Source organism: Streptococcus sp. NSSLK0004, from assembly GCF_059039125.1.
Window position 1 is genome coordinate 1,679,123 of record NZ_CM180142.1, and the last position, 25,858, is coordinate 1,704,980.

The window sequence follows — 25,858 nt, forward strand, 5'->3', positions numbered from 1 at the left end:
AAAAAATTATGAAAAAAGATAGTATCTGTCAAGTGGATGTTATAAATCAACAAAAAGTTACAACCGCAACGAACTACCTTGAAAAGGAAAAAGTCCAAAAATCACTTCGTATTTTATCAAAATTTACCGATAATAAACAGATAAATATCATCTTTTATCTTCTTGCCATCGAAGAACTCTGTGTCTGCGATATAGCCTGTTTATTAAATCTCAGTATGGCATCTGCCTCCCACCATCTTCGTAAACTAGCCAATCAAAACATCTTGGACACTAGAAGAGAGGGGAAAATTATATATTATTTTATAAAAGATGGGGAAATCAGAGATTTTTTTAATCAACTAGGATAACAACTATTTTTACTACTTTCTACTTTTCCATGATTATAGGGGGATTATATAAGTAATAAACCCCACTGGCTAATTAAAGTCAGTGGGGTTTTTGAGTGTTTTCCGTAGAATATTTAAATTACTTTACTATGGTATTTACTCAATAATAATATCAAAATGTTTTTTATCAACTTCTTTTGGAGCAACGTAACTAATATTTCGTTTGGCATTGAATATGTCAGATTCTTCCAGTGATGTAGAAAGTCCGTTCCATGGCTCTAAAGCGATAAAGGGACTCTGATTTGTAGTTGACCAAATCACTAAATATGGAAAATCATCAAATGCAATCGAAAGAGTCTTCTGATGATTTTTAGATTTCAAAGTTACCTTTCGTGATGCTAATTGATCCAATGTTATGGCATCGTGCTCAAACAGTTGATAGGACAAGTCCAAGGTCTTTTGATTTTCCAAGAATGGACGGCGATCTCGTAGATCAAGTAAGCCAGTTTCTGGAAAACTTCTAGGTACTGTACAAGATTCTACTTTTTCAAATTCTAAATAATAGTCTTCATAACTCTCACCATCCAACAAGGGACAATTAAAACCTGGGTGACCCCCAATAAAGTAAGGTAGCTTTCTATGTCCCTCAAGGTTTTTCACCCGATATTCAGTTCGAATTGTATTGCCAAGTAGTGAGTAGTTAATGGAAAGTTCAAATTCAAATGGGTAATTTTTTAAGGTTTCTTCGTTTGATGAAATAGAAAATTCCAAAGAGTTCTCTGTACTATTTACATTTTTGAACATCATTTTTCGCACAAGTCCATGCCTTGGAATTGTGCCTGTAAATGTCGGTCTTTCTGCAGGTTCATAGATAGCCCAATCATTTCGTAAACTTCCACAAATCGGAAATAGAACTGGTGCTTGACCACTCCAATAGATCGGATCTCCTTGCCAAAGATACTCGACACCATCATTGTCTTTTATTGAAGTAATTTGCCCACCTAATTCAGAAAATTGTACTGTTAAGTTCTCATTTTTTAATTCGAACATAAAAACTGCCTCCCTTATATGAAAACAAGGATGCTAACTTGAGCTAGGCATCCTTGTATTATTTTTATTCAATAACCTGTGTTTCTGCTACTTTTTTATACCAATAAGCACTTTTCTTTGGATAGCGTTCTTGGGTCTCAAAGTCAACATAGAACAATCCATATCGTTTCTCGTATCCATTTGACCAAGAAAATACATCCATCAAGGACCAGATGAAATACCCTTTAACATTGGCACCATCTGAGATAGCGTCTGAAATCACTTCTAAATGCTTTTTCACATAATCAATTCGACCATCGTCATAGACTGTACCATCTACAAATTCATCTTTATAGCCTAGACCATTTTCAGTGATGTAGATTTTCTTATAGTTTGGATAGTCATTTTTCACACGCATAATTTGGTCATAAAGACCTTGCGGATAGATAATCCAATCCCAGTCCGTTTTTGGAATATCAACTGGGGACTCTCTACGACCAACTCCTTTGATTTGATACTTAGAACTTCCCTTTTCACCTTTGCCATTATGGATGATTTCCGTTTCTCCATCATGAGCTCTCATCCAATCACTCATATAGTAATTGATGCCCAAGAAGTCGTTCAAATCTTTTGCAGCATCTAAGGCAGCAAAGTCTTCATCACGAAGGTCTAATTCCCCACCATTTACTTTCAGAATATGGCGAACACCTTCAAGGGTCTTTTCTGAATAGTAACCCAAGTATGTTGCATCTAGGATAAATTTATTGTGAATAATATCTTCAAGTTCCGCTGCACGGACATCTTCTGGATTGGTTGGATCATAAGGGTATTTCGTTGGCAATGCATGTACGACTCCAATTTCTCCGCTATAACCAGCATCCTTGTAGAGCTTAACTGCCTTGGCATGTGAAACCATCATATTGTGGTGAGATTGGAATACCTTAGCTAAGTCATACTGAATCCCTGGTGGGAACTTCCCAACTAGGTATTGCCCATCACCAATTGGACCGATTTCATTAAAGGTTGTCCAGTAATTAACTTCAGGGAATTCTTTGAAGCAAAATGCTGCGTAATTGACGAAGTGTTCAATGTTATCTCGATTCAGAAAGTCACCATTAGAATGTAGCGTTTCTGGTGTATCAAAATGGTGAAGCGTTACAAATGGTTCTACGTGACGTTTATGGCATTCCGCAAATAATTTATGGTAATACTCTACTCCCTTTGGATTCACTTCTCCAAAGCCTGTTGGGAAAATACGAGACCACGCAATTGAAATACGAATACCGTTTACCCCAAATTGTTCACTTAGTTCTAAATCAACTGGATAACGATTATAAAAATCAGAAGCTGGTTCCGCAGTGTACCAGTAATTATCTTCTAGATACTTGTCCCACGCAACACGACCTTTTCCATCCGTCTGTGTAGCACCCTCTGCTTGATATGCAGCAGTTGCTCCACCAAATATAAAATCTTTCGGTAATGTTTTAACCATATGCCTACCTTCTTCTATCAAAAATAAATAAAGGGGTAGGAGTTGGAGATGATAACTCCCTCCCCTTTTGATTAAGAACCTGTATTCACAAGTGAAGTGCTTATATATAAGAGATAGTTTTTCGCTAATCAAGGCGGTTTTTTGAGGGAATACTGACTGTATTTTGAAAAAAACTAACGATGAGTAGCTGAAAAACTAGCCTTAGATGGAAGTGCTGAACCGTGAATATAGGTTCTAAAACTGTTGTTTGACAAAGTCAAGAGCACCTTGACCATCACGAGTGAGTTTAATGTATTGAGCCCCTTCAGTTTTGGCGAGTTTAATACCCAATGCATCGGTTTCTTGTTTTATATCATCATAGTTCGATGCTACTTGTGGTGCAAGGATGACTAATTGATACTCTGGCAAAATCTCACGGTGCGCCCCATAACTTCCTGCTGTAGCTGTAACTGGAACACCATATTCTTTTGCAGCTTTCGTTAGAGCGTTGGCAAGCAATCCGCTTGTACCACCCCCTGCACAAAGTACCAGAACGTTGGTTTGTTCTGAAATTTCGGTATCGACTGCAGCCTTTTCAAGAATAGCATCCGCTTTGGCAGTATTAAAGTTAGCTGCCACTTTTTCTTTCAAGCTATTTTCTACTTTACCTGATTGTTCCTCAGCAAGAATTTGCTCATCGTAAACTTTCAAGAATGGATAATAGATAAGAACATCGACAACGACCAACAAGGCAGCTAGTGCAAAGGCAAGTGGAGCAAAGTTTGTTCCCATGACAATCCCCAATGGTCCTGGAGTTGTCCATGCTAAGTTGACGCTGAAACTATTCATTTTTAACGTATCAACAAAGAATTTGAAAATCCATACGTTAGCAATTGGAGCTAAGATGAATGGAACAAAGAATACTGGGTTGAGTACAAGTGGTGCACCGAACAAGATCGGTTCATTTACACCAAAGAAAGTTGGAACAACTGAAGCACGTCCAATTGCTTTATTTCGTTTAGACTTAGTCAACCACATAAACATGAATGGCACAACCAAGGTAGCACCTGTACCACCCATTGTTACGATAAACATTTGAGTACCTGAAGTCAGGATTTTGTCCGCATGTTGACCCGCCTGTAGAAGCTGGAAGTTGGTTTCAATATTGGCATAAGTAATGGCTGCAATTGCTGGTTCCACAATAGATGGACCATGAATCCCTACAAACCAGAACAAAGCATAGGCACCAAAGATAATGGTAATACCAACATAACCATCTGCGGCTGTAAATAGAGGCTCAAATAATTTCAGGATCGCCTCAGCCACGTTTGTTCCAAGGAATTGACGTGTCACAAGATCAATTCCATACAAGACAAAGATAGACAATGCATATGGAATTACATCTTTAAATGCCTGGGATACGTTCGGTGGAACTTCGTCTGGCATACGAATGGTGACATTGTTTTTCACACAGACCTTATAGATATTAACCGTAATGAAGGCTGCCAGAAAAGCTGTCAAAAGTCCCTTAGTTCCCATGTAACCATTGGCAAATCCACCTTCAATACCATCAGAAGCCAGTAATAAGAAACCTGAAATTGAGGCAATCATTGTTGAAATGAAGTTGATTTGATTGGTTTTTGGCAATTGACGGTTAAACGCATCTGTCAAAGATTTTGCGGTCGTTCCTGCAACTAGGACAGCTACAATCCCCATTGTATAACCGTAAGGTTTCATGATAGCTGCAACTGCTTCATCTGACCAAGTAAAACCAAAGATATTAGGTACAAATGCTACCATTAGAAAGATACTTGAGAACAAGATAACCGGCATGGCAGCGATAAAACCATCACGGATAGCCCTTAAATAAGGGTTTCTCGAAATCTTTTCAAAGAAAGGCTTCCCTTTCTCAATAAATTCAATCAATTTATTCATTACTTATCACCTCGTTTGTAAAGTTCAATCATATGACTCATCATATCTTTCAATAATAATGTGGTCATGAGATGGTCTTGACCATGCATGAGCGTCACACTAAAGGCTAAATCCTCACCAGCCGCTTCTTTCTGCAACAAACTTGTCTGAGCATGGTGGGCTTCAACAATACAAGCATTGGCAGCTTCAACTAGTTCTTCTGCTTTTGCGTAATCGCCTTTTTGAGCAGCAGCCAGTGCCTCCATCAAACGAGAACGAGCATCACCAGCGAATGCAACAATCTCAAAACCTAATAACGTAATTTCTTCTCTGTTCATAATATGAACCTCCTTTTAAAATTGAATTGATTTACAACAACCGTTGAATATGTAACACAATATAGAACCTTTCACTATCATTTACTGGCTCATCAACCAATGATGTAATCATCTCAAAAATCTGACTTCCAACCTGATGGGCTCTTGGATTCTGGAGCTTGATGTACTGTTCCAAACTAGCAATCGATTCATTTGACTGATGGGATCTATCTAAGTAATTCAGAAAATAGGAAAAATGAATCATAAAGCGATCATAAAAATTGCTATTTTCTTTTGTGCGTTTAATCCCATTCTCTATCAAAATTTGTTCAACCTCAGCAATAATTTTCTTACTGATGTCATGTTCTTCACTAGTGGGATGAATTGTTTCACCTTTTGCATTGATTAAGTGAAGTGCAATTCTACCAATCTCATCATTCGGAAAATCTTTTAGAAACTTTTCACGGAACATAGCTAAGGCTTCACGCGCCATTTTATATTCCAATGGATATTCGGCTGAAATATTGGGTAGCCTACTTTCTTGATAACTGTTCTTTAAAACCGCCTGATAGGCACAATAGATATGATCTGTCAGTGTCACATAGAGATATTCTTGTACAGGGTAATGATAAGTTTCTACCAGATGATTAATAACCGTGTAGGTTGCCGAAATAAAATCTAAGGGAATATCTTTTAATAAGGTTAGAAAATTTTCTTTGGCTTCATCATTTTTTAGCGAAAAGATATTTTCTATCCTGTCCTTAACAATTAAATCCCCTTTCTTCTTTTGAAAGGTTATACCTAATCCCATCACGACTGCCTGTTCCCCATGTTCATTTTTCACCAGGGCAGCGTTATTATTTAGTGACTGTATAATCCTAAACATATATCCCTCCTATATTTTTAAGCAAAAAAAGACTACAAACAAACCGAGAATATCCTACTCTCAAATCCATTTGTAGTCTTGCCTAATCGAATTAGTTACAATCCACTCTATTCTTACTGATGAGATTATTATAGCATATTCTCAAAAAATGTAAACCCTTTCTTTTAAGAAAATGGTTGTTTTTTCAATTATTTTTCTAGCCAAGAAGTTGCTGTTTGAGACAAGACTGCATCAAGTCCCTCGATATTTTCACGACCGACACTGCGTAACCATTCACGCGCAGCTTCTTCGCCTTGTTCAATATAGACTGGCACAACACCTGCCCATGTTGCACGACCGCAGAGAACACCGTTAAATTTAGCACCTGCTTCATGTGCAAACACTAGTGTATCTTGGAAAAGCTTAGCAGAAACACCTGCACTTAGATAAATGTATGGCAAATGAGTTGATGCTTCTTGTTGACGGAAATATTCGGCTGCTTCTTCTTTTGTATAGACGACTTCCCCTGTTCCAAAGCCTTCTACAAAATTCATGTTCACAGGTACTTCTACCTTGAGAACATCCACTCCAAATCGTTCATCCGAAAATACTTTCATAGCCTCATTTACTTTTCGAGGTTTGACTTTTGCAAATTCCACACTGGCATTGTCCTCAAGCGTTTCATCATAGCTCAAAATTTCCAAGAAGAATGGTAAACCTTCAGCCTGACATTCTGAACCCAAGCGTTCAATATAGGCCTGTTTTTGAAGATTGACGTATGAATCTCCATCCACATCATAATAGAGTAGGAATTTAATGGCATCTGCACCTTCTTCTTTTAGTCGTTTCACAGACCACTCTACTAGGCAATCTGGTAAGCGACTAGTAGAGCTGGTATCATAGCCAGTTTTTTCATAAGCCAAAAGCAAACCGCACTGTTCGTCACGGGCGCGTGATGCTGGCAAACCAAATTCAGGATCTAACAGAATTGAGGAAGAAAACTGTGTTAATTCCTCTGAAACTAGTTTCTTTAGTTCTTCCATCTGCTCCACAGTAGGTTCTTCTACCTGATGTTTTGCCATCATTTTTTTCAGGGCTCCACGTTGGTCGAAAGCTAAAGCTGAAATAATACCTGCTTCATTGCTTACTTTTTCCATGTATTTTCTTTTGTCTGCTATTACTACCATATTATACCTCTTCGACTTCGATTTGAGAATACAACGATTCTGCATTTTCTAAATTGACGTAACCCGTCTGTTCTTCCTGGGCATTTAACATGCCTAAAACATTAGCATTTTTTAATAACTCTGCTTCAGGTAAAGCATGTACCAAACCTGCTGCAATACCTGCAACAGTTGAATCTCCTGATCCTACTGGATTGACGACTTTGATTTTTGGAATTCTGACACGATAGAATTTGTCATTGTGCTTGGCAAAAGCCCCCTGTGCCCCTAATGAGACGACTATCCAATCAATTCCTTGGAAAAGTTGACCAGACAAAACTGATTTCAACTCTTGAATATCATCAGTAACTTCTTTACCAATCAGTTGTGATAACTCTTCTGTATTCGGCTTAATAACTGTCGGCTTCTGCTGGCTTTCTAAAACGTTTTTCAGCGCCTCACCAGAACAATCCAAAACAACAGCTACACCGAATTTTTTACAAAGTTCTACAATCTCAACATAATAATTGCTAGCAAGTCCCTTAGGCAAACTTCCTGAAATAACAACTACATCTACATTGTTCAGGACGATTTCAAGGTGTTCGATAAAATTCAAGGCTTCATGTTCTTGAATAGTTGGTCCTTGTTCTAAAATCTCCGTCTGTTTGCCATCATGTAGGACCGCAATGCAATTACGTGTTTCATTCCCAATTTCCACAAAGGAATTTTTAATATCATTTCGAGTGAGTTGTTTCTTTACATAACTTCCAATCTCACCACCAATAAAGCCTGTTGCTACAACATCTTCACCAATTTGTTTCAAAACTCGTGTGACATTAAGCCCCTTGCCTCCAGCTGTTTTTTGAACGTTTTCTACTCGATTGACCGTATCCAAATAAAAGGTATCCAGTTGATAGGCAATATCAACCGACGGATTTAAAGTGATCGTCAAAATCATGTGAGCCTCCTAGTCGTGGTATTCTCCACGATCCCACTTTTCAAGAAATTCCGTAAAGAACTCTGGATTAGCCTGCTCTTGATTGAGCGTTTCAACTGCAGCAATCTTTTCAATCAAACGTTTGTTTTCTTCAGTTGGTTTGTATTCTGCTTTAATGAAGGCTTCAATGATGTCGCACATGAGCAACTCCCCTGTAATCTTTCCTCCAAAACCAATGACGTTGGCATTTAACTCTTCCTTCGCGTAAAGTGCGGAGGTCATATCACGAACCAGGGCTGATCGAACGCCAGGTACCTTGTTTACAGCATTGTTGATTCCAACACCTGTTCCACAAATACAAATACCCAAATCTGCTTGCCCGCTTGCAACAGCTTCACCAACTTTTTTACCAAAAATTGGGTAATGAGTACGAACATTGTCATAAGTCCCAAAGTCCAATACTTCATATCCTTGATTTTTCAAATAATCTACCACAGCGATTTTTTCATAGGTTACAATGTGGTCACAACCGATTGCAATTTTCATCTCTTATTCTCCTTTGTTTACAACAATTAGCACATTTTATTTAGCATATCGACACGAATTTGATGACGGCCACCATCATACTCACCTTCAACAAATCCTTTAACGATATTTTTAGCAATTCCTTCTCCTACAATCTCACTACCGATTGTAATAATACGCGAATTGTTGTGTCCTCTTGTCATATAGGCAGAACGTTCGTCTGAAACTTCTGCAGCGATCATGCCTTTGACTTTAGTTGCGGTCATAAATGGACCAACACCATAAGCATCAATCACAATGCCAAGATTTCCTTCCTCTTGATTAACTTCTGCAACTACTGCCAAAGTTGTATCAACAAAATCACTTCCATCACTGACATCTTTAAAGTCATATGATTTTTCTAGCAAATAATCTTTAATAACGTCTTTTAGTTTTGAACCCGCTGGATCAGCACCGATAATGATTGTCATAACCTATCTCCTAACAAAAATAGAAAGTTGTAGCCATATTTGGCAGAAAATCTTTGTTTTGCAAAACTTAGAAAAAGCGTTTTCGCTTTTTATGTTTAAATTATACAACCAAACAAACATAAAGTCAACATATTTTGTTTTATTTTTGTTTGTTTTTTTCGTATACAAACAAAAAACCAACATTTCACTGTTGGTTTTGATAACTTTATGATTTTGTAGTGATAATTTCGATGTGCTTACTTAATAATTGGTAATTTTCATCCTTTGCATTCATATCGGTCACTAGAGCAGTTACATCATTCAAATCACAAAAGGAAGTAAAATCATCTTTGCCAATTTTCGAAGCATCTAGCAGTAGATATCTTTCTAAAGAATGTTTAATGGCAATGTTTTGCGTATAGGCTTCAGCTAGGGTAGAGGTCATGACATCAGTTCCCTTAAGTCCGTTACCTGAAAAGAAAATCTTGCTGAATCGCATTTTTTCTAAACTTGTATTGGTAATTTCTCCTACAAAAGATTCTGTCACTTGGCGATATTCTCCCCCCAAGAGAAAGACTTGAAACTCCTCGGTCTTCTTTTGAGATAGGATGGTAAAAACAGGCATACAGTTTGTGATGACCGTTAGGCGAGGATTTTTAATGGCTTCAGCCAGAAAGGCCACTGTTGTTCCTGGGCCTAAGAACACCGTGTCTCCATCTTCTATCAGTTGTGCAGCCCTTTCTGCTATCTCTTGTTTGGCTTCCTTATTCTGAATGTGTTTCTCAGAATGGGAATATTCCCGATATTGAAAAGCCTTATTACTTCTAGCACCGCCGTGTATTTTAGTTAAAACCCCCTGCTCTTCCAATTCTATAAAATCACGTCGAACGGTCATATCAGTAACATTTAGCAATTCCACAATCTCAGAAATTCGTACCGTACCTTTTTTGTTTACCAATCGTGTAATTTCTTCCAGTCGTTCTCGTTTATTCATGTTTAATCCTTTGTTGTTTTTTTACATTATATCAAAAATCAACAAGAATATGTTGGAATTTTGAACATTTGTTCGATATTATTAGTACATCCTCACCATCATATTAGACACGGCACTGCATAATATCTTCCTTTCAGGCCTTTGCGAGCTCAGATATTGTGTCCACAATATCCCAAAAATCATATCGCCAGCTGATCAAAACCTTCCAATTTTGATCAGCTAACGATAAGATAACTTGGTGGCTCCACCCCAAACCCCCAGTGAAAAATCAAGGATTGATTTTCTTAGGAATGGTATTAGGATAATAGAGAGGATTTGGAAAAGGTATCACAAAAAAATCCTGAACTTCATTTTGAAATTCAAGACTTGTACTTTCATCTACGAATTATTTGCCCTCTCAAACAAAGTTATTGTGTCCTTAACTTCTGTTACTAGAGCAAGGAGTAACTTGCTTTTTTTCATTTAGTCAATCCCTATAGCGATAAATTTCACTTTTACGTCAAATCGATACTAAGAACCTGTATTCATTTCTAACTTTTTAGAATATCCTTCTGCCACACGAAAGCATCGCATCTCTTTACACTCCTCACTTGTTATGATGGGAGCTTACACCAACCCCCCCTCCACTATGGAAGGGTGTTAACTTTCTTTCAAAATTTGTGTAAAACGATGGGTAAATTGGGCTGTCATTCCCCAGATATTTTCTGGGAGGCATTCATAAAAGGGAATCGCACGTAATTGATGATGAAATGGGTAGTTGCTTCCTCCTCGTAGGCGTTCAAATGGAAAGGGTTGATTCGGAATAACCTTTGAGTCCAACTGGTAGTATACAGGACTTGTTTCCATCAACGTTGTCAGAGGAATCGTAAAGAGTCTTTCCACCTCTTCATTTGGCTGAATGGTCTCCCAATCCAAGTGAAGACAGCCGACAAAACAGCGAATTGTGGACTGGCCTAGGACTAGATAGTCAATTTCACCAAATAACTCAATGGCACTCGGTTGAATATTTAATTCCTCAACTGTCTCGCGAATCGCCGCTTCTGATGCAGTTTCATTATTTTCAATCCTTCCACCAGGAAAAGAGACTTCCCCTGGCTGTGAGATCCTTTCACTACGAATCTCATATAGGATGTGCCATTCATTCTGCGACCAGACAAGAGGTAAAAAGACCGCATAAGACTGTCTTTCACCTAACGGATGCGGCTGATAGTCTTTCAATGCTTCCTGAATGTGCAGTGTCATGTTTATTCCTCACTAATTAGTATTTTTTGTTTCATCATAACGAACTTTATCAAAAATTGCAAAAACCTTGCTTAAAATGATTAAAAACATAGCATATGAAACCAGCAGTCCTTGAATTTTTTTGTTTATTGTTGTATGATGTAGTTACAACAATATAACAAAAAGGAGATCGGCTATGCAACTGAAACTATCTTCTGTTTCCAAGAAATTCGACCATAAAATCATTTTGGAAGATACTTCCTTTACCTTCGAACAAGGCAAGATTTACGGCTTGCTGGGGCGAAACGGGGCTGGTAAGACGACCTTGTTCAACTGTATTGCTCGCAATATGACCCTGGACAGTGGCAGTATTCAGTTTGTTGAAGGTGAGGAGCTGACCGACTACGACAATACGGATATCGGTTTTACCCAGACCTATCCACAACTGCCTGCCTTTATGACAGCCTTTGAATTTGTACGTTTTTATATGGATATCCACAAGGACAAGCTCAAAGACGCACGTCGTCCTGAGGATTGGTTGCTCTTGGTGGGAATCGACTTTGCAGACCAGCACCGTCTACTCAAGGATTTTTCCCACGGTATGCAGAACAAGGTCCAGTTGCTCCTGTCCTTGATTGTCCAGCCTCCTGTTCTTCTCTTGGATGAGCCACTGACTTCCTTTGACCCTGTGGCTGCCCACGAGTTCAAGCAACTAATTCGGGAGGCTAAAAAGTATTCTGTGATTATCTTTTCCACTCATATCTTACAGCTGGCTCAGGATCTCTGTGACGAAATTGTTTTACTACATCACCAAGAACTACAGGCTGTTCCGAGTGACAAGCTCCACGATCCTGATTTTGAACAGGAAGTAGTTGCCTTGCTGACAGCAGATTAGGAGGAGCTTATGAAAACAATCCTACGTTATTTTTGGTATCAGGAAAAGTACAACCTCTATCGGACCATCAATGGATTTTTCTACTATCTGCGAAAACTGCCACTTGTAGGCAAGAAGATTCCAGAGAGTATTTTCAAGTCTTACAGTTTTAAGTCCGCTCTCTTTTTGATCCTGCACATTCTGTCTATTCCCAGTCGTTTTCTTGTCAAGGGTTTGTGGCTGGCCTTGAATTTCTACTTTGCTTCCTTTTGGATGAATATCTTAGCCAGTGAGAAATTGACTTTTTGGAATATTCTTCCAGGGACCTGGCTTCTAGGCTTTTCCATTTGGATGGTCTTTGTTGGCTATGCCTATCGGTTTGGCAAGGGATTTGAGCCTTTTATCGCCAAGTCCGAACGGGAATTCATGCAAAATTTTGGACTTTCTCAATCTAGTTTTCTCCAGAGTCAACTCTTTGTAGAACCCATTATCACCAGTCTGTTCTACCTGCCTGCCCTGCTGATTTTTTCTAGCCTGTCAGGAAATTGGCTCTATCTGCCTCTAGGATTACTGACTATTCCAGCAGGAAGTTTTACTGGACAGGCTCTCAATCGAGCACTATTCAACAGAGGTGTTTTGGCACGTAGAAACTCTTGGCAATCTTGGGTCATCGTAGGAATTGGTATCGTAGCGATTGGCTGCCTTATCCTTTTCCACAACCATCTGTCGCTCATCTTTTTACTGCCTGTGCTTGCCTGTCAGGGCTTTCTGATTTGGTTTGGCTATCGTTATTTGAAACAACAGACCAACCACCTAGACTATCTTTCCTACTGCATGGATCAGTCCTTGCAGATGGATAAGAAAATTTTTGAGATGACCAAAGGGAACGAATACACCCGCCAAGGTTTGCAGATGCAGGCTAAGCTCAGCATAGAAAAAGGGAAAGACCTGTCCCATCTATCAGGCATGACCTACCTAAACGCTCTGCTATTTGACCGCTACCAAAAAGTCCTCTATAAGAAGGTGCGGAACTGGGTGCTGGCAGTCGTCTTTATTCTGGGCCTTTTGGAAGCTATTCGCTACTTTTTCGAGCCCTTTACCTTGACTGAGGCTAATTTGCTAGACTTGCTACCACTCTCTTTTATGATTATGTATGTAGCGTCGTCAGGTAAGGTGGTAGCTCAGATGGTCTTCGTCAACTGTGACATTTCCATGCTCCACTATCCCTTCTATCGCGAATCTAAGACCATTATCGCTGGTTTCAACTATCGCTTTTTGCAAACCTGCAAACTCAATTTCATCTTTGCTAGCAGTCTCTTTTTAGCTATCATGGTTCTGTGGCGATTTGCTTTTAGCATCGAAACCATCCTTCTGACCGCTCTTCTCTTGGTCAGTCTAACAGCCCTCTTCTCCTTCCATGACCTTTTTATCTACTATATTCTCCAGCCTTTTACCAAGGATATGGAGGTGGTCAATCCCGTCTATAAATTTCTCAGTGGCGCTCTCTACTGGGTTGCCTATCTCAATTTCAAACTTGACATCAGCAGCCAGACCTACATCCTACTAGTTTCTCTAGCTATGATTGCCTATGTTAGCATCGGTTACTGGGTTTTACTGAAAAAAGCACCTCAGACTTTTAGATTGAAAGCATAAAAAGCAGCCTCTCGCAAGAGAAGGCTGTTTTATACTCAATAAAAATCAAGAGTAGCCTAGGAAACGAAGATGATGATAGAACTGAGGTTCATCGAATCAAGTTGACAACGGATAATTTTGATTTTCGAAGAGTATTGCTTTACCAAATTCCCAAGATTGCTTGCCAAACCAATGTCAACACAGTCACTCCTAGCCAGCAAACTAGTCCGACAAAAAGAGCTGCTCTGCCATTTTTCACCAAGACAAGCACATTAGTCCGCAAGCCAATGCCTGTCATGGCCATGCAAATGAGGAACTTGGACAGGCTTTTAAGTGGAGTAAAAACCGCTGTTCCCACTCCAAAATGACCTGCGATTGTTGTCACCAGACTAGCTAGGATAAAGTACATGATAAAGGTTGGGAAACCTGCCAAGAGGGACTTCTTGTCTGTCTTGAGCCCCTTTCCTCGGGTTTGCCAAATTGCTAAAACCGTCGTAATAGGAATTATGGCTAAAGTTCGTGTCAACTTAACTGTCACCGCCATATCCAAAGTCTGACTACCTAGGTTATACAAACTATCCCAAGTCGAAGCTGTCGCAGTCACCGAAGAAGTATCATTGACCGCCGTACCGGCAAATAGCCCAAAGGCTTGACCTGAATCTGTAGAAAATCCTAGCCAAGTTGCCAGACTAGGAAATAGCAAGGCAGCCAAGACATTGAAGAGAAAGATGACGGAGATAGCTTGCGCCACATCCTCATCATCCGCCTGAATAATCGGCGCTGTCGCTGCAATAGCAGAGCCACCACAGATAGACGTTCCAACGCCAATCAAGGTCGCCAGATGAGAAGAAACTGGCAAGAACTTCCACATCAGAAATGCCAAGATTAAGGCGAAACTGATAGTTGACAGAATAATTGGAAGAGATTGGCGACCGACTGTAAGAACCGCAGATAGATTTAAACCAAATCCCAAGCAAATCACTGCGTACTGCAAAATCTTTTTGGAAGTAAATGTCAAGCCTGGCTGAAAGGCATTTTTCCTTGAAATGTAAGAATGCAGGCTCATCCCGATTAGAAGGGCAAAAACAGGCCCACCCACTAGTGAAACCCAACTTCCTAAGCACTGGCTGATTATAGCCAAGACCAGACACAATCCGATACCTCTGGCATTTTCCTTAACCATAAGCCCCTCCTAGAAAATCAAGCGGAGAGCCGCTGTCGTCAAGACGCCAACTACTACTGCGAGGAGGATATTTTTGGTCCTCAGGACCACCAAAAAGGTCGGAAGGAGGGCCAGACTTTCGACGGGGAGAAGGCTGGGGAGGGAGCCCACCTTTTCGTCCATGATGCTGGACAGGGTCAGGGCAAAGATAATGGTGATGGGGAGAAAGCTGAGAAATTTCACTAACTTTGGAGGCAGGGATTTGTTCTGCGTCAGGACAAAAGGCAAGACGCGTGGCAGCCAGGTCACTAGGGCTGACGCCAGAATAATCAGTAAAATACTAGTTTTTATCATCAATTATCACCCCCACAAAACAGCCTAAAAGCGTCGCCAGAAGCACCGCAACATAGGACGACACCAGCACAGACAGACCGACATAGGCCAGACCAACCGCCAGCAGAATCAAGCCGATTTTTTTCAAAGGAACAGTTCGAGCCATAGCCTCCAGCTGACCAGAGAAAATGCCGACAAACATAGCCACCAGGGCAAAATCCAAACCAAACTGCTCTGGATTTGGAATCAGCCCACCAATCACATTACCCAAAATGGTAAAGGTTACCCAAGAAGCGTAGCTCGCAAAGTTGTTGCCGTACATCCAGCTTGGTGCAATCTGCTTGTCTTCAATGTGCTTACGGAGCAGCACCGCATAGGACTCGTCCGTCACAAAAGAGCCAATCAAGATGTTGGAGCCCAGCCTATTTCCCTGAAAAATGGTCGTCGTGTGCAGGCACATGAGAAAATTCCGCAGGTTGACAAAGAAAACCGTCACCGCAATCGACAACAAGGGTGCCCCAGCCAAAATCATAGCACAGATGACAAACTGGGCACTCCCTGCATAGACCAAGAGGCTCATCAAAGCCATTTCCACTGCAGAAATGCCTGAATTGACCGATACCACTCCACAGGCTAGGCCGATACTAGCATAGCCCAGAGCTGTGGGAATAGCATCCCGCAGACCCTCACGAAAATCCTGTACTTTCATCTTCTCTCCTTTGAAATCAAGTTATATCATTCTAGTATAGGAGACAATCTCTCCCTCGTCAATAACAAATTGGTACATCATTAGAAAAAGCTGGGCATCAAAATCCAGCTGTTTCTTTCTTACAAATTCTCAAAAGCTAGACTTGGTTTGGCATTCAAATCCCAACCAGCAAAGTTTTCCTTGTTATATTCACTAACGGCTGCCAAGGCAATCATGCCCGCATTATCTCCACAGAGACGAAGCGGGGGAATGATAACCTCCACATCCGTGATTTCAGCCGCCAACCGCTCTCGCAAGCCCTGATTGGCTGCTACACCGCCCGCTACGACCAAGGTTTTAACAGGGTATTGTTCCAAGGCCTTCTTGGTCTTAGCCATGAGAATGTCCATAACACAAGCTTGGAAAGAGGCTGACAAATCCGCATTGGACAAGCTTTCCCCTTTTTGTTGGGCATTGTGGTAGAGGTTGATAAAAGCAGATTTTAATCCTGAGAAAGAAAATTCCAGATTGTCTTCTTTTATCATAGCACGAGGGAAGTCATAAATGTCTTGCCCCTCATGCGCCAATTCATCAATCACACGACCAGCTGGATAAGGAAGCCCCATGACGCGTCCCACCTTGTCGTAGGCCTCTCCGACCGCATCATCTCGCGTTTCGCCGACAATCTTGTAGTCCCCTGCCTCCGACACATAGACCAACTCCGTATGTCCACCGCTGACCAACAGTGCCAAGAGCGGAAACTCCAAGTCCTTAACCGCCCGTGCCGCCATTAAATGCCCTGCCATGTGGTTGACAGGAATGAGCGGCAGACCATTGGCCCAGGCAAAGGCCTTGGCAGCCGAAATCCCGACCAGCAAGGCACCGACCAAGCCAGGTCCATAGGTCACAGCCACAGCCGTCAGGTCCTCTGCCGTCACCTCGGCCTCCAGTAAGGCTTCCTCGATACAAGCCGTAATCACTTCCACATGGTGACGACTAGCCACCTCTGGCACCACCCCACCAAAACGCTGGTGGCTGGCAATTTGGCTGGCAATGACATTGGACAAAAGCTCCGCCTCATTCCGCAAAACAGCCACCGAGGTCTCGTCACACGAAGTCTCAATCGCCAAAATCAATCTATCTTTCATCACGTTCTCTCTTCATTAGCACCGCGTCCTCGACAGGATGGCGGTAGTAGTCTTTTCGTTTTCCTATTTTGGTAAAACGCTGGCGTGTATAGAGGGCCTGAGCTGCGCTATTGGACTCCCTCACTTCGAGGAAGATGTCCCCTTCCCAGTCCATCACAGCAGCCATCAGCTGACTGGCGATTCCCAACCTCTGAAAATCAGCCCTGACAGCAATCTGCAAGATTTCCATCTCATCCAGCATCGTCTGCACAGCCAAAAAACCGACTAGCTCCTGACCCTCATAGGCCAGATAATAATCCTCATCCTGACTAACCATACTAGTCACAATCTGCTCCAGGGTCCAGGGAGATTGCTCATAAACTGACTGCATAACCGCATAAACAGCCTCTGCCAGATTTTCCTGACCGTCGTAGTGTTTAATTTCTATCATACTCGCTTGATATAACTTTCTGAGCCAGCTTGGTTGTCCTTGAGCCAGTTTTCCTCAGCTTCTACCCGCTTGAGATAATTAGGCTCAAAGCTAGTGACATCTGCCGCTGGCAAGGCTTGACCAATCAAGGCTAGTTGGTAGGCAGACGGCAGACTGGTTTGATAACAGGCAGTTGGCAAGGCTTGACCAATCTGCTCGATAAAGTTTTCTACTTCACCAACAAAGGTAATATTTTCTTTACCAGACAGGCTAGATAGTAGGTCCTCAAAAGACCAGTACTTATCCGCCTCTACTGCTCCGCCATTTTCATAAACACCTGCATAGACACAGTTACGGCGAGCATCGATGAGGGGCACCACCAGACCCGTCAGGTTGGACGGAACCAGGGACTGAAGACTGGATAGCCCCACCAAGTCGATCTTGAGGGTATAGGCTAGGGTCTTGGCAGTCGCCACCGCCACCCGCAGACCCGTGTAGGAGCCAGGGCCCTGAGCGACCACAATCCGCTCCAAGTCTTTGGGCGTCCAGCCAACCTGTGCCACCAAAAAATCGACAACAGGCATGAGGCTGATACTATGATTTTTCTTGACAGCCAGCAGGGTTTCCGCCTGCAAACGACCGTCCTCCACCAAGGCCACCGAAAGAGCCTGATTGGAGCTGTCTAAAGCTAGTATTTTCATAAGTTTCTCTTTCCTTACAATGCTACTCTCTATTGTAAGCTATCTTAGGGAATTTTTCAAATAATGAAAAGAATCGGTGATGATTTCAAGTTGGTTATCGGATAGAATCGATTTGTCATCCCAGCATTTCATATCTCCATCTGACAATTGAATTGTATTGTTCACCACACAAGCTCAACTATCCCAATACATTCGGAATCCTAACTCATTTCTTTGATTTATCCCCTTCTGAAACAAAGAATTTCTGAAAATCACAACACTTTTCCATTTTCCTACCAAACCCTTTTACCATCAGCATATTTTATGGTATAATGAAGAGTAATATTTAGACTGGATAAATCGACAACTCGAGAAAATTGAATAGACATTACCAAACAGTTGGGACTGTTTGAGGCTTTTTTCATAGTTGCCAGTTCAAAAGAAAGGAACTACACTACACATGATTTATAAAGTATTCTATCAAGAATCAAAAATTAGCCCACGTCGTGAGCAAACACGCGCCCTTTACTTAGACATCGATGCTGCGTCAGAATTGGAAGGTCGTATTATCGCGCGTGAATTGGTGGAAACCAACCGCCCTGAATACAATATCGAATTTATCGACCTCTTATCAGACAATCACCTTGAATACGAGAAAGAGCACGCAGATTTTAAAATTACGGAGTTTTAATCCATGTCATCAGTCAATCTAAAACCTCATGAAGTTGGCGTATTCGCCATCGGTGGTTTGGGAGAAATCGGGAAAAACACTTACGGCATCGAGTACAAGGATGAAATTATCATCGTCGATGCTGGTATCAAGTTCCCTGAAGATGACCTATTGGGTATCGACTACGTTATCCCAGACTACTCCTATATCGTTGAAAACCTAGACCGTGTTAAAGGTCTGGTCATTACCCACGGACACGAAGACCATATCGGCGGCATTCCCTTCTTACTCAAGCAAGCCAATGTCCCAATCTATGCTGGACCTTTAGCTCTCGCCCTCATTCGAGGCAAATTGGAAGAACACGGACTGCTCCGTGACGCGACTTTGCATGAAATCAATCATAACACAGAGTTGACTTTCAAATACCTCAAGGTCAGCTTCTTCCGTACCACCCACTCCATTCCAGAACCACTTGGTATCGTCGTTGATACCCCCCAAGGAAAAATCGTCTGTACTGGTGACTTCAAGTTCGACTTCACGCCTGTTGGTGAGCCTGCAGACCTGCACCGTATGGCTGCCCTCGGTGAAGAAGGTGTTCTCTGCCTCCTCTCCGACTCTACCAACGCCGAAGTTCCAACCTTTACCAACTCGGAAAAAGTGGTCGGCCAGTCCATCATGAAGCTGATTGAAGGCATTCACGGACGCATTATCTTCGCCTCCTTTGCCTCCAACATCTTCCGTCTGCAACAAGCAGCAGAAGCGGCTGTCAGAACAGGACGCAAAATCGCCGTTTTTGGACGTTCTATGGAGAAGGCCATTGTCAACGGTATCGAACTCGGTTACATCAAAATGCCAAAGGATACCTTCATCGAGCCAAATGAGATTAAGGAATACCCTGCCAGCGAAATTATGATTCTCTGTACAGGTAGCCAAGGTGAGCCTATGGCAGCCCTCTCACGTATCGCCCACGGTACCCACCGCCAAGTGCAACTCCAACCAGGCGACACGGTCATTTTCTCATCCAGTCCTATTCCGGGAAATACCACAGGTGTTAACAAGCTCATCAACATCTTGATTGAAGCCGGTGTTGAAGTCATTCACGGTAAGATTAACAACATCCATACTTCCGGACACGGTGGTCAGCAAGAACAGAAACTCATGCTCCGCCTGATCAAGCCAAAATTCTTCATGCCTGTCCATGGTGAATACCGCATGCAAAAAATCCATGCCAGTCTGGCAGTGGACACAGGTGTACCAAAAGATAATATCTTCATCATGGAAAACGGTGATGTCCTAGCATTGACAAAGGATTCTGCACGTCTAGCGGGTCACTTCAATGCCCAAGACATCTACGTTGACGGAAACCGTATTGGTGAAATCGGTGCCGCTGTCCTCAAGGACCGACGCGACCTTTCAGAAGACGGTGTCGTTCTTGCAGTCGCAACCGTTGATTTCAAGTCCAAGATGATTCTGGCAGGTCCGGATATACTCAGCCGGGGTTTCATCTACATGCGTGAATCTGGTGATCTTATTCGCGAAAGCCAACGCATACTATTTAATGCGATTCGAATGGCTTTAAAAAACAAGGAAGCCAATATTCAAACGGTCAACGGTGCCATCGTTAATGCTCTACGACCATTCCTCTACGAAAAAACAGAGCGTGAACCAATCATTATTCCAATGATTCTCACTCCGGATAAATAAAAAGGTCCACTGGACCTTTTTATCTTGGAGCTTAAAAATGGAAAAGCGAAAATAATGGTCCAGTGGACCTTTTTAGCTTGGAGCCTAAAAATGGAAAAGCGAAAATAATAGTCCAGTGGACCTTTTTAGCTGGGAGCCTAAAAATGGAAAAGCGAAAATAGTGGTCCAGTGGACCTTTTTAGCTTGGAGCCTAAAAATAGAAAAGCGAAAATAGTGGTCCAGTGGACCTTTTTAGCTTGGAGCCTAAAAATAGAAAAGCGAAAACAAAGGTCCATTGGACCTTTTTAGCTTGGATACTGAAAATGAATATGCGAAAATAAAAGAGATGATAACTAGGGAACAGTAGGTTCTTAGTTGCTTTCCTATTTTCAAGCTCATGAAAAAATGACCCTGACGGGTCATTTTTTTAATACATATCCAAATAGTTATCAATTTCCCACTGAGAAACATAAGTCGCATAGCTAGCCCATTCAATTTTCTTAGCTTCAATAAAGTTAGTATAAATATGATCACCAAGGGCTGCACGAACAACTTCATCTTTACGAAGAGCCTTCAAAGCATTGTGAAGAGTTGAAGGAAGATCTGTAATCCCTACCTCTCGACGTTGCTCATCACTCATAGCATATATATTTGTTTCAACTGGCGTAGGCGCCTCAATCTTATTTTCAATACCATCTAAACCTACTTCCAAAAGGACGGCCATGGCTAAATATGGATTGGCTGTTGGATCTACTGAACGCAATTCCAAACGTGTTCCCATACCGCGTGAAGCTGGAACACGTACTAATGGCGAACGGTTTTTACCCGCCCAAGCGATGTATACAGGTGCTTCAAATCCAGGAACCAAACGTTTATAAGAGTTAACAGTTGGGTTAGTAATAGCGGTATAGTTATAAGCGTGCTCCAACAAACCACCTAGGAAGTAATAAGCAGTCTGTGATAATTGCATCCCACGTGGGTCAGACGGATCAAAGAAAGCATTATTGCCATCCTTGTCAAAGAGAGACATATTGCAGTGCATACCTGATCCAGCAATACCAAACTTAGGTTTAGCCATAAAGGTCGCATAAAGACCATGCTTACGAGCAATCGTTTTAACAACCAGTTTGAAAATTTGAATATTGTCACAAGCCTTAAGAACATCTGCATATTTGAAGTCGATTTCATGTTGCCCTACAGCAACTTCATGGTGACTAGCCTCTACTTCAAAGCCCATTTCTGTCAAGACGTTCACAATCTCACGGCGAGTATTATCGGCTAAGTCAGTTGGAGCTAGGTCAAAATAGCCTCCCTTATCATTAACTTCCAAAGTTGGGTTCCCAGATTCGTCCATTTTGAAAAGGAAGAACTCTGGTTCTGGTCCCAAATTGAAAGAAGAGAATCCTACAGCTTCCATGTGGCGCAAAGCCTTTTTCAAGTTCCCACGAGGATCTCCTGCAAAAGGTTCACCTTCAGTAGTGTAAATATCACAAATCAAACCAGCAACACGACCATTTTCATCACCCCAAGGGAAAATAGTCCATGTATCTAAATCCGGATAAAGATACATATCTGATTCATTGATTCGAACAAATCCTTCAATAGATGATCCGTCAAACATTGCCTTATTTGACAAGACTTTATCTACTTGTTCCTCAGTCGCCGGAATTTCAACGTTTTTCATAACTCCTAAAATATCAGTAAACATTAAACGAATAAACGTTACGTTTTTTTCTTGAATGTCGCGTTTGATATCCGCTACTGTATTGGCCATTGTATCTCCTTTTGTCTATTCCTAAAGTCAGTTGACTGACTAGCGAAAAATACTACTACTTGGACTAGAAAAGCGTCCTTGATTACGAAGCTCATCCTGGAGAATGCGTCGCACATCTTCATCCGTCAAAGTCTTTTCTTGCTCCTGCTTCAACTTGCGATTAGCATATTCCTTCTTGATTGCTGCAATATTTAAGCCTTCATCTAGAAAATCCTTTATCTCCAATAAAAGATCCATGTCATTCAAAGAGTAGAGACGCCGATTCCCCTCATTACGATTGGGATAAATCAGCCCATGTTCCTCATAATAGCGAATTTGACGAGCTGTCAAATCCGTTAATTTCATAACACTACCAATTGGAAAGACAGCCAACGATCTACGAAACTCTTTTTCTCTCATAGGAAGCTCCTTTCTGATTTCTATTATAGGCTATTTTTTTTCATCCGTCAATCATCGATGTCATGTTTTCTGACATGTTCTTGCCTTTGGAAGCGTTTTTTTAACTTATCAATGTCATAATTAACTAAAATCGCAACAAAAACACCAACGAAAGTTTCAAACACTCGCACAAATACATATTCTATGGCATTACCTGACGGGATAGATAAGGTGATAATCAGCATCGCCGATACACCTCCGATAATTCCTGCCTTATTGTTCATTGCCACATTGGTCATAATAGTCAGCATGACACAAATCGGTACACAGAATAAAGCTACCAGATAATGATTAGCAAACAGACCGTCAATAATGAAGAACAGCAGAGCATATAAGCCTCCTATGGAGTTACCCAATATGCGTGATGTACCAAAGTGTACACTTTGGTCAAAATCTTCCCGTAAGCTAAAAACAGCTGTCAAAGCTGCAATCTGAATTCCTTGCCAGCCAAACAGGCCGAAGAGCAAGATAACAAAAAAAACAGCTAGACCAGATTTGAGGGTTCGCATTCCCAATTTAAATTCTTTTGGATTAAATCGATATTTCTTAAACATATTTCTATTCTAACATGAATTAAATAAATCTCCGAAAATTTATCTGTTTTTATGATAAAAAAAAGGCACCTGACGGCACCTTCACATTTATAGAATTATTTTTCAGTCAAAGCTGCGAGACCTGGCAATACTTTACCTTCAAGAAGTTCCATAGATGCGCCACCACCAGTTGAGATCCATGAGAACTTGTCTGCACGGCCAAGGTTGATAGCTGCTGCAGCTGAGTCACCACCACCGATGATTGATTTCACGCCTGGTTGTTTCACGATAGCGTCCATTACACCGATTGTACCAGCTTGGAAATCTGGGTTTTCAAACACACCCATAGGACCGTTCCAAACAACTGTCTTCGCACCAGTCAATTCTGCATCGAATTTAGCGATTGACTTAGGACCGATGTCAAGACCAAGGAAGCCTTCAGAAACTGCTTCACCTTCTGTATCACGAACTTCAGTGTAACCTGCAAATGCGTTCGCTTCTTTTGAGTCAACTGGCAAGATCAATTTACCGTTAGCTTTTTCAAGAAGAGCTTTTGCAACATCCAATTTATCTTCTTCTACAAGTGAGTTACCGATTTCGATACCTTGAGCTTTGTAGAATGTGTAAGTCATACCACCACCGATAAGGACTTTGTCAGCTTTTTCAAGAAGGTTCTCGATAACACCAATCTTATCAGATACTTTTGAACCACCAAGGATTGCGATGAATGGGCGTTCTGGAGTTTCAACAGCTTCTTGGATGTAAGCAATTTCGTTTTCCAAAAGGAAACCAGCTACTGCTTTTTCAACGTTTGCTGAAATACCAACGTTTGATGCGTGTGCACGGTGAGCTGTACCAAATGCATCGTTAACGAAGATTCCATCGCCAAGTGAAGCCCAGTATTTTCCAAGTTCTTCGTCGTTTTTAGATTCTTTCTTACCATCAACATCTTCGAAACGAGTGTTTTCAACAAGGAGAACTTGTCCATCTTCCAAAGCATTGATAGCAGCTTCCAATTCAGCACCACGAGTAGCACCAGCGATGAAAGCAACATCTTGACCCAATTTAGCTGCCAAGTCAGCTGCTACAGGTGCCAATGATTTACCTTCTTTATCTGCTTCTTCTTTCACACGTCCAAGGTGAGAGAAAAGAATTGCACGTCCACCTTGCTCAAGAATATACTTGATCGTTGGAAGAGCTGCTGTAATACGGTTATCGTTAGTGATAACGCCATCTTTCAAAGGCACGTTGAAGTCCACACGGACAAGAACTTTTTTGCCTTTCAATTCTACATCTTTAACAGTCAATTTTGCCATTAGATAAGAACTCCTTAATTTAAATTTACCCTACCATTGTACCATATTTTCTGTATTTTTTCTTGTATAAAGATATTTTTTTCACAAATCTGCAAAAAGAACGAATGAAAAAAAGAGGCCGAAGCCTCTTCGATTTTCACTAAGGATTATTTAGCGATTTTTGCGAAGTACTCAAGAGTACGAACAAGTTGTGAAGTGTAAGACATTTCGTTGTCATACCATGAAACAACTTTCACCAATTGTTTGCCGTCAACGTCAAGAACTTTAGTTTGAGTTGCGTCGAACAATGAACCGAATGAGATACCTACGATATCTGAAGAAACGATTTGGTCTTCAGTGTAACCATAAGATTCGTTTGAAGCAGCTTTCATTGCAGCGTTAACTTCTTCAGCAGTAACATTTTTGTCAAGTACTGCTACCAATTCAGTTACAGAACCTGTTGGAACTGGAACACGTTGTGCAGCACCATCCAATTTACCGTTCAATTCTGGGATTACCAAGCCGATAGCTTTAGCAGCACCAGTTGAGTTAGGAACGATGTTTGCAGCAGCAGCACGAGCACGACGAAGGTCACCACCACGGTGTGGTCCGTCAAGAACCATTTGGTCACCAGTGTAACCGTGGATTGTAGTCATCAAACCTTCAACGATACCGAAGTTGTCATGAAGAGCTTTAGCCATTGGAGCCAAACAGTTTGTAGTACATGAAGCACCTGAGATAACTGTTTCAGTACCATCAAGGATGTCGTGGTTAGTGTTAAATACAACAGTCTTAACATCGTTACCACCAGGAGCAGTGATAACAACTTTTTTAGCACCGTTAGCGTGGATGTGTTGTTCAGCTTTTTCTTTAGAAGCAAAGAAACCTGTTGCTTCCAAAACGATATCTACACCGTCAGTAGCCCAGTCAATGTTTCCTGGCTCACGCTCAGCAGAAACTTTAACGAATTTACCGTTAACTTCAAAACCACCATCTTTAACTTCAACAGTACCGTCGAAACGACCTTGAGTTGTGTCATATTTCAACAAGTGTGCAAGCATTGCTGGATCTGTAAGGTCGTTGATACGAGTAACTTCAACACCTTCTACGTTTTGGATACGACGGAAAGCAAGACGACCGATACGTCCAAAACCGTTAATACCAACTTTAACTACCATGAATGATTTCCTCCTTATGAAAATCGAGTTCTATATTTTAAAAGGCAAGCCTTTTAATCCTTTTGTGAAAATTTTAACTTGTAAGCATACAGGTTACTTTTTCAACATTTTCATTATATAACTTATCCGCCAAAATAGCAAGACCTAGCT

The 25,858-nt window shown here is 41.3% G+C and carries 27 protein-coding genes; 5 read left to right on the forward strand and 22 right to left on the reverse strand.

Annotated elements, in window-relative coordinates:
- Window positions 1-8 precede the first annotated feature (8 nt).
- The gene (gene cadX, locus AC4CS8_RS08635) at window positions 9-347 is read left to right on the forward strand and encodes a Cd(II)/Zn(II)-sensing metalloregulatory transcriptional regulator CadX (RefSeq protein WP_493892801.1); all 339 of its coding nucleotides are present in this window, start codon (window positions 9-11) and stop codon (window positions 345-347) included.
- 135 nt (window positions 348-482) lie between these two features.
- On the opposite strand, the gene AC4CS8_RS08640 is transcribed toward cadX, so the two are convergent.
- The 11 genes from AC4CS8_RS08640 to AC4CS8_RS08690 all read right to left on the reverse strand — a co-directional run bounded on the left by AC4CS8_RS08640 (window position 483) and on the right by AC4CS8_RS08690 (window position 11,232).
- On the reverse strand, window positions 483-1,376 hold the full coding sequence (locus AC4CS8_RS08640) for an aldose 1-epimerase family protein (RefSeq protein ID WP_493892802.1): 894 nt from the start codon (window positions 1,374-1,376) through the stop codon (window positions 483-485).
- Window positions 1,377-1,440: 64 nt separating this feature from the next.
- A complete protein-coding gene (lacG, locus tag AC4CS8_RS08645) occupies window positions 1,441-2,847 on the reverse strand; it encodes a 6-phospho-beta-galactosidase (RefSeq protein WP_461681756.1) in 1,407 nt (468 codons plus the stop codon).
- Between the two features lie 234 nt (window positions 2,848-3,081).
- Entirely contained in the window at window positions 3,082-4,761 is a 1,680-nt protein-coding gene (locus AC4CS8_RS08650; RefSeq protein ID WP_493892803.1) for a lactose-specific PTS transporter subunit EIIC, read from the reverse strand.
- Window positions 4,761-5,078, reverse strand: a complete 318-nt coding sequence (locus tag AC4CS8_RS08655; protein ID WP_003048451.1) for a PTS lactose/cellobiose transporter subunit IIA — start codon at window positions 5,076-5,078, stop codon at window positions 4,761-4,763. Before AC4CS8_RS08655 ends, AC4CS8_RS08650 begins: the two co-directional genes overlap by 1 nt.
- Window positions 5,079-5,109: 31 nt before the next feature.
- Window positions 5,110-5,943 carry a PRD domain-containing protein gene (locus AC4CS8_RS08660; RefSeq protein ID WP_493892804.1) on the reverse strand — a complete coding sequence of 278 codons (834 nt, stop codon included), beginning with the start codon at window positions 5,941-5,943 and terminating at the stop codon, window positions 5,110-5,112.
- A gap of 188 nt (window positions 5,944-6,131) precedes the next feature.
- Window positions 6,132-7,109, reverse strand: coding sequence for a tagatose-bisphosphate aldolase (lacD, locus tag AC4CS8_RS08665; protein ID WP_493892805.1), 978 nt, complete (start codon window positions 7,107-7,109; stop codon window positions 6,132-6,134).
- A 1-nt stretch (window position 7,110) separates the two neighbouring features.
- The gene (locus tag AC4CS8_RS08670) at window positions 7,111-8,043 is read right to left on the reverse strand and encodes a tagatose-6-phosphate kinase (RefSeq protein WP_493892806.1); all 933 of its coding nucleotides are present in this window, start codon (window positions 8,041-8,043) and stop codon (window positions 7,111-7,113) included.
- Window positions 8,044-8,052: 9 nt separating this feature from the next.
- Window positions 8,053-8,568, reverse strand: a complete 516-nt coding sequence (lacB, locus tag AC4CS8_RS08675) for a galactose-6-phosphate isomerase subunit LacB (protein ID WP_018031055.1) — start codon at window positions 8,566-8,568, stop codon at window positions 8,053-8,055.
- A gap of 26 nt (window positions 8,569-8,594) precedes the next feature.
- The gene (gene lacA / locus AC4CS8_RS08680; protein ID WP_002941127.1) at window positions 8,595-9,017 is read right to left on the reverse strand and encodes a galactose-6-phosphate isomerase subunit LacA; all 423 of its coding nucleotides are present in this window, start codon (window positions 9,015-9,017) and stop codon (window positions 8,595-8,597) included.
- A gap of 205 nt (window positions 9,018-9,222) precedes the next feature.
- Window positions 9,223-9,990 carry a DeoR/GlpR family DNA-binding transcription regulator gene (locus AC4CS8_RS08685; protein WP_493892807.1) on the reverse strand — a complete coding sequence of 256 codons (768 nt, stop codon included), beginning with the start codon at window positions 9,988-9,990 and terminating at the stop codon, window positions 9,223-9,225.
- 639 nt (window positions 9,991-10,629) lie between these two features.
- Window positions 10,630-11,232 (reverse strand): NUDIX hydrolase, encoded by a 603-nt coding sequence (locus AC4CS8_RS08690; RefSeq protein WP_493892808.1) that lies wholly within the window; start codon window positions 11,230-11,232, stop codon window positions 10,630-10,632.
- A gap of 175 nt (window positions 11,233-11,407) precedes the next feature.
- Between AC4CS8_RS08690 and AC4CS8_RS08695 the strand changes: the two genes are divergently transcribed.
- Together AC4CS8_RS08695 and AC4CS8_RS08700 are read left to right on the forward strand one after the other, a co-directional pair.
- Entirely contained in the window at window positions 11,408-12,106 is a 699-nt protein-coding gene (locus AC4CS8_RS08695; protein ID WP_493892809.1) for an ABC transporter ATP-binding protein, read from the forward strand.
- Between the two features lie 9 nt (window positions 12,107-12,115).
- The gene (locus AC4CS8_RS08700; protein WP_493892810.1) at window positions 12,116-13,738 is read left to right on the forward strand and encodes a hypothetical protein; all 1,623 of its coding nucleotides are present in this window, start codon (window positions 12,116-12,118) and stop codon (window positions 13,736-13,738) included.
- A 139-nt stretch (window positions 13,739-13,877) separates the two neighbouring features.
- On the opposite strand, the gene AC4CS8_RS08705 is transcribed toward AC4CS8_RS08700, so the two are convergent.
- The 6 genes from AC4CS8_RS08705 to tsaB form a co-directional block, all read right to left on the reverse strand.
- Window positions 13,878-14,900, reverse strand: coding sequence for a YeiH family protein (locus tag AC4CS8_RS08705; RefSeq protein ID WP_493892811.1), 1,023 nt, complete (start codon window positions 14,898-14,900; stop codon window positions 13,878-13,880).
- A gap of 9 nt (window positions 14,901-14,909) precedes the next feature.
- The gene (locus AC4CS8_RS08710) at window positions 14,910-15,233 is read right to left on the reverse strand and encodes an AzlD domain-containing protein (protein ID WP_493892812.1); all 324 of its coding nucleotides are present in this window, start codon (window positions 15,231-15,233) and stop codon (window positions 14,910-14,912) included.
- A complete protein-coding gene (locus tag AC4CS8_RS08715; protein WP_493892813.1) occupies window positions 15,220-15,921 on the reverse strand; it encodes an AzlC family ABC transporter permease in 702 nt (233 codons plus the stop codon). Before AC4CS8_RS08715 ends, AC4CS8_RS08710 begins: the two co-directional genes overlap by 14 nt.
- Before the next feature lie 119 nt (window positions 15,922-16,040).
- The gene (gene tsaD, locus AC4CS8_RS08720) at window positions 16,041-17,048 is read right to left on the reverse strand and encodes a tRNA (adenosine(37)-N6)-threonylcarbamoyltransferase complex transferase subunit TsaD (protein ID WP_493892814.1); all 1,008 of its coding nucleotides are present in this window, start codon (window positions 17,046-17,048) and stop codon (window positions 16,041-16,043) included.
- The gene (gene rimI, locus AC4CS8_RS08725; RefSeq protein ID WP_493892815.1) at window positions 17,038-17,478 is read right to left on the reverse strand and encodes a ribosomal protein S18-alanine N-acetyltransferase; all 441 of its coding nucleotides are present in this window, start codon (window positions 17,476-17,478) and stop codon (window positions 17,038-17,040) included. The genes tsaD and rimI overlap by 11 nt, the downstream gene beginning before the upstream one ends.
- Window positions 17,475-18,158, reverse strand: a complete 684-nt coding sequence (gene tsaB, locus AC4CS8_RS08730) for a tRNA (adenosine(37)-N6)-threonylcarbamoyltransferase complex dimerization subunit type 1 TsaB (protein WP_493892816.1) — start codon at window positions 18,156-18,158, stop codon at window positions 17,475-17,477. Before tsaB ends, rimI begins: the two co-directional genes overlap by 4 nt.
- A gap of 439 nt (window positions 18,159-18,597) precedes the next feature.
- On the opposite strand from tsaB, the gene AC4CS8_RS08735 reads away from it, so the two are divergent.
- Together AC4CS8_RS08735 and rnjA are read left to right on the forward strand one after the other, a co-directional pair.
- Window positions 18,598-18,828: a DNA-dependent RNA polymerase subunit epsilon gene (locus AC4CS8_RS08735; RefSeq protein WP_002938523.1), complete on the forward strand. Its 231-nt coding sequence runs from the start codon at window positions 18,598-18,600 to the stop codon at window positions 18,826-18,828.
- Window positions 18,829-18,831: 3 nt separating this feature from the next.
- Complete coding sequence (gene rnjA, locus AC4CS8_RS08740; protein WP_493892817.1) at window positions 18,832-20,511, forward strand: ribonuclease J1; 1,680 nt, start codon at window positions 18,832-18,834, stop codon at window positions 20,509-20,511.
- Between the two features lie 406 nt (window positions 20,512-20,917).
- Here rnjA and glnA read toward each other — a convergent pair whose 3' ends face one another.
- From glnA to gap, 5 genes are all read right to left on the reverse strand, one after another.
- Window positions 20,918-22,264, reverse strand: coding sequence for a type I glutamate--ammonia ligase (gene glnA / locus AC4CS8_RS08745; protein ID WP_493892818.1), 1,347 nt, complete (start codon window positions 22,262-22,264; stop codon window positions 20,918-20,920).
- A 39-nt stretch (window positions 22,265-22,303) separates the two neighbouring features.
- Window positions 22,304-22,663: a MerR family transcriptional regulator gene (locus AC4CS8_RS08750; RefSeq protein WP_493892819.1), complete on the reverse strand. Its 360-nt coding sequence runs from the start codon at window positions 22,661-22,663 to the stop codon at window positions 22,304-22,306.
- Between the two features lie 47 nt (window positions 22,664-22,710).
- Window positions 22,711-23,256 (reverse strand): FUSC family protein, encoded by a 546-nt coding sequence (locus AC4CS8_RS08755; protein ID WP_493892820.1) that lies wholly within the window; start codon window positions 23,254-23,256, stop codon window positions 22,711-22,713.
- A 95-nt stretch (window positions 23,257-23,351) separates the two neighbouring features.
- A complete protein-coding gene (locus AC4CS8_RS08760; RefSeq protein ID WP_493892821.1) occupies window positions 23,352-24,551 on the reverse strand; it encodes a phosphoglycerate kinase in 1,200 nt (399 codons plus the stop codon).
- 146 nt (window positions 24,552-24,697) lie between these two features.
- Complete coding sequence (gene gap / locus AC4CS8_RS08765; RefSeq protein ID WP_024397990.1) at window positions 24,698-25,708, reverse strand: type I glyceraldehyde-3-phosphate dehydrogenase; 1,011 nt, start codon at window positions 25,706-25,708, stop codon at window positions 24,698-24,700.
- Window positions 25,709-25,858 lie beyond the last annotated feature (150 nt).